The organism is Mesorhizobium sp. M1A.F.Ca.IN.020.06.1.1 (genome assembly GCF_004023265.1).
GTDB lineage: Bacteria > Pseudomonadota > Alphaproteobacteria > Rhizobiales > Rhizobiaceae > Mesorhizobium.
The window spans coordinates 1-3,762 of record NZ_RZSR01000599.1 but is presented as its reverse complement, the minus strand read 5'-3'; the positions used below and the strand labels follow the sequence as shown (position 1 = coordinate 3,762).

5 protein-coding genes and 2 pseudogenes are annotated in these 3,762 nt (G+C 64.9%); 5 read left to right on the top strand and 2 right to left on the bottom strand.

The features are described from left to right. Nucleotides 1-164 (top strand): DUF2171 domain-containing protein (locus tag EOA60_RS23145; RefSeq protein WP_128311949.1); only part of this gene is annotated, 164 nt, incomplete at its 5' end. A 15-nt stretch (nt 165-179) separates the two neighbouring features. On the opposite strand, the gene EOA60_RS23140 is transcribed toward EOA60_RS23145, so the two are convergent. Together EOA60_RS23140 and EOA60_RS23135 are read right to left on the bottom strand one after the other, a co-directional pair. Then, the gene (locus EOA60_RS23140) at nt 180-1,196 is read right to left on the bottom strand and encodes a P1 family peptidase (RefSeq protein ID WP_095825276.1); all 1,017 of its coding nucleotides are present in this window, start codon (nt 1,194-1,196) and stop codon (nt 180-182) included. Continuing rightward, nucleotides 1,196-2,260 (bottom strand): branched-chain amino acid ABC transporter substrate-binding protein, encoded by a 1,065-nt coding sequence (locus EOA60_RS23135; protein ID WP_128293066.1) that lies wholly within the window; start codon nt 2,258-2,260, stop codon nt 1,196-1,198. The genes EOA60_RS23140 and EOA60_RS23135 overlap by 1 nt, the downstream gene beginning before the upstream one ends. Before the next feature lie 179 nt (nt 2,261-2,439). Here EOA60_RS23135 and EOA60_RS23130 point away from each other — a divergent pair, with 179 nt between their 5' ends. The 4 genes and pseudogenes from EOA60_RS23130 to EOA60_RS23115 form a co-directional block, all read left to right on the top strand. After that, complete coding sequence (locus EOA60_RS23130) at nt 2,440-2,934, top strand: flavin reductase (protein WP_067328468.1); 495 nt, start codon at nt 2,440-2,442, stop codon at nt 2,932-2,934. Between the two features lie 3 nt (nt 2,935-2,937). Next, nucleotides 2,938-3,130 (top strand): annotated as a pseudogene (locus tag EOA60_RS39155) (VWA domain-containing protein); the annotation flags it as partial. 69 nt (nt 3,131-3,199) lie between these two features. After that, on the top strand, nt 3,200-3,538 hold the full coding sequence (locus EOA60_RS23120) for an XdhC family protein (RefSeq protein ID WP_095825278.1): 339 nt from the start codon (nt 3,200-3,202) through the stop codon (nt 3,536-3,538). 6 nt (nt 3,539-3,544) lie between these two features. Next, a pseudogene (locus EOA60_RS23115) lies at nt 3,545-3,762 on the top strand (XdhC family protein); the annotation flags it as partial.

Here is a 3,762-nt window from a genome sequence, read left to right as displayed (position 1 = left end):
GCATCAAGCTAACCAAGGCCGACAGCGGCATGGGCTCGCACAAAGGCCACCACCATTATGTTCCGCTGGCTCTGGTCGCGGAGATCGAAGGAAAGAAGGTCTGGCTCTCGGCGAATTCGGAAGTCGCGGTGACGTTCGAGGAAGAGAAGTCCGACCCGACCTGACCGGCGTCCAGAACTCTAGCGGGACGACCAGACCGGAAAGAGATCGCCGTCGGCCGGCGTCGCCGCGTGGACGCCGCGGCTGATGGCGCGGGCCATCGTAGACCCCGCTGCGGCATAGAGATCGATCGCTGCATCGGCGCTGAGTTCGATGCCGCTCCTGCCGGTCGCGAGCGCAAAGACGAGATCGCCGTCGGCCGGTGTGTGCGTCGGCCAGATGGCGCGGGCAAATCCGTCATGCGCCGAAATCGCCAGCCGTTTGGCGGCCGACTTGGAAAGCACGGCATCGGTGGCAATGACGGCAATCGTCGTGCTGGCGCCCTCTGGCTGTTCCCCTGCGCGCCTGTCGCGGTACTTCAAGAGTATCTTCCTCGCGTCTTCCGGTATCGGGTCGGGATAACCCAAGCCGCCGAATTCATCGCCGATCTCGAAGGGAGCGGCCCAGAAATGGCGGCTGCGTCCGACCGTCACCGAACCGGTCGGGTTGACGGCGGCGAGCGCGCCGATGGTGACGCCGCTGTCGAGCATCGTCGAGGCCGAACCCAGCCCGCCCTTCAGACCGGAAGTCAGCGCGCCGGTACCGGCGCCGACCGTACCGAGCGGGAAATCGGTCGTTGTCGCCTGAGCCGCCTCGTAGCCAAGCTCGCGATAGGGCGGATAGCGGCCCCAATCCTTGTCGCCGCCATTGCGCAGGTCGAAGAGGATCGCGGCCGGCACGATCGGCACGCGAAAACCACCTACCTCGACGCCGATGTTTTTCTCCCGCAGCGCCGCCTGGACGCCGGAAGCGGCATCGAGGCCGAAGGCCGAGCCGCCGGACAGCACGACTGCGTGAATGGTCGCGATCGAGTTTTGCGGCTCGAGCAGGTCGGTCTCACGCGTGCCCGGTGCGCCACCCAGCACCTGGACTCCAGCCACCGCCGGCTCCTCGCAAAGCACTACCGTGACGCCGGACTTCAGCCTGGCGTCAGCAGCATTGCCGACGGTGAGTCCGGCGACGTCGGTGATCAGGTTGCGTGGACAGGTGCGGAACATCAGTTTTCCTCCAGCGGCACGAAATGGGAGCCGTCGAAACGGAAGGCGCGGAATGGGTTTTGGCTGAGATCACCCTTTTCGTCGAAGCGGACGGTACCGATAGCGGTCGCGAAATCATGGTCGGTCAGCGTCTTGGCGAGCGGCTTGCCGGAGCTTTCTGCGTCGACCGCTGCCGCCTTGGCGATCTCCACCGCGGCATAAGCCGGCAGCGTGTAGCCGTCGGTCACGATCTTCCTTTCGCCAAAGGCCTGCACGACCTTGGGGTCCGCGACTTCTGACCACTCCGGCAGCGCGATCATCAGTGTGCCGGCCGCATAGGGCACATCGCCGGGTGGCGTGCGCAGCGTCTCGCCGCCGGCGAAGGTGATGCCGGCATTGAGCGAGGCAGCGTCGCGCCCCATGATGGCGATGTCGTCGCCGTCGCCGCCGGCAAACACTTTCGTAGCCCCCGCTTTCTTCAGGCGGCCGATCAGCCCGATCTGGTTGTCGAGCTGCGGCCGGAACGTGTCGACGAAGACCGGTTTCAGCGCCGCCTGCTCGGCGGCCGCGCGGAAAGTCTCTGCGATCTCTCGGCCATAGATGGTGCCGTCATCGATAACGGCGAACAATTCGTTCTGCCAGAGCCGAGTGAGGATCGTGGCCACCGCATTGCGTTCGTCGTCGCCGCGCGGGCCAAGCCGGTAGACCGGCCAGCCGGTCTTGGCGCGGCGGTCGGTCAGGCTCTCGGTGCGCACGCCGATCGCTATGACCGGAATGTTGGCATCCTTCAGGATCGGCAGCGCCGCCTCGATCGCTTCGGTGCACAGAAAACCGACAACGATGTTGACCTTGGCATCCACGAACTGCCTGGCAGCCGCTGCACCGCCATCGGCAGTGCAGGCGTCGTCAACGGTTTGGACGGCGACGCCTTCGGCCTCCGCCGCCAGCGCGGTCCCCGCCTCGATCTGCTTGCCGAGGATCGCCGACGGCCCCGACAGCGGTGCGGCGACGCCAACCAGCGTCTCGGCATGGACGCTCGCGGCCAGCCAAAGCAGCGCGGCTAAAGTCGTCGTGAGAAGGCGCATTCGGGCGAAGAGGTCCTCCGTGCCGGGAGTATTGTTCCGGCACTATTCCAGCAAAGACCTAAAGGCTGCCTAATCCCGGTGCAACACGCGAATTCAGGATTGCGCTCAAGCACTTCGCTTGTGTCATACAATATGCAGCCATATATAACGAGCTTCCGTTTTGGCAGGTGGATCATCGGGTGCTGAAGATTAATGACATCGGGCCGCAAGCCTATCGCGATGCGATGGCGCATTTTGCCGGCCATGTGCATGTGGTGACCACGGACGGCCCGGCCGGGAGACGAGGCGCAACGGTGATTGCCGCCTGCTCGGTCTCGGATACGCCGCCCGCCGTGCTTGTCTGCCTCAACCGCGAAAATCCCAAGAACGAGGCCTTCATCCGGAACGGCAATTTCGCGCTGAACACGCTCGCCTCGGACCAGGAGGCGCTGTCGGTCGGCTTTTCCGGCATCACCGGCCTGCCGTCCGAGGAGCGCTTCGCGCTCGGCGAATGGGACGTGATCTCGACCGGCGCGCCGACGCTGAAAGGCGCGCTCGCCGTCTTCGATTGTCAGATCATCGATACCAAGGATTTGGCCACCCACCGTGTGCTTTTTGGCAAGGTGACAGGCCTGCGCATCGGCGATAATTTGCGGCCGCTGATCTACCACAACCGCGACTACCACGTTCTGTGAAAACCGCTCTTGCGCTTTGATGGGTTTGAGGCGCGCCCCCGTGGCGTGAAGGCGATGCTGCCGCGTGGCGACGAGTTCCGCGCCGTGCACAATCTCGGACGCGCTGGCCGATCCTTGCGCCCCGCTCGCCCAGCGGCCGGCCGCACCTGTGGACCTGCGGCGCTGGCTGGGAACTGGCGACAGGCGGGCCGCGTAGCCATATGTTTCGCAGCGATATATTCCTCTGGGACGTTCCCCGAGAAAACAGACTTTGTGAGAAGCGACGATGGACGAGAGCATTTATCTCGATGAGCTCCGCGATCCCCTGATCATCGCGGAAGGCTGGATGAAGAACTGTAAGAATGTCGCCATCGCGACCGTGGTCGAAACCTGGGGTTCGGCCCCCCGCCCGATCGGCAGCCATCTGGTCATCGACGCCGAAGGCAATTTCCACGGCTCGGTGTCGGGCGGCTGTGTCGAGGGCGCGGTGGTGGCCGAAGCGATCGACGTCATCGGCTCGGGCAAGCCGAGGATGCTGGAGTTCGGCGTCGCCGACGAAACCGCCTGGCAGGTGGGGCTGTCCTGCGGCGGCCGCATCAAGGTCTATGTCGAGCGGCTGGGTTGACTGCGGATGGATCCGTATGTTCTGAAAACATTGAACGAAGAGCGCCGCGCCAGGCGCGCCGCGGTGCTGGTCACCGACCTCGGTGACGGCCGCGACCGCATCGTGCGTGAAGGCGACCGCGTCGCGGGCGAGCTCGGCGCGGCGATCGCCAGTGCGTTCCGCACCGGCATCTCTCGATCGGTGGAAGCGGAAGGGCGGACTTTCTTTCTCAATGCGCATCTGCC

Coding starts and splice junctions, on each gene's coding strand:
- EOA60_RS23140 (WP_095825276.1), bottom strand. CDS start 1,196: ATGTTCCGCACCTGTCCACGCAACCTGATCACCGACGTCGCCGGACTC.
- EOA60_RS23135 (WP_128293066.1), bottom strand. CDS start 2,260: ATGCGCCTTCTCACGACGACTTTAGCCGCGCTGCTTTGGCTGGCCGCG.
- EOA60_RS23120 (WP_095825278.1), top strand. CDS start 3,200: ATGGACGAGAGCATTTATCTCGATGAGCTCCGCGATCCCCTGATCATC.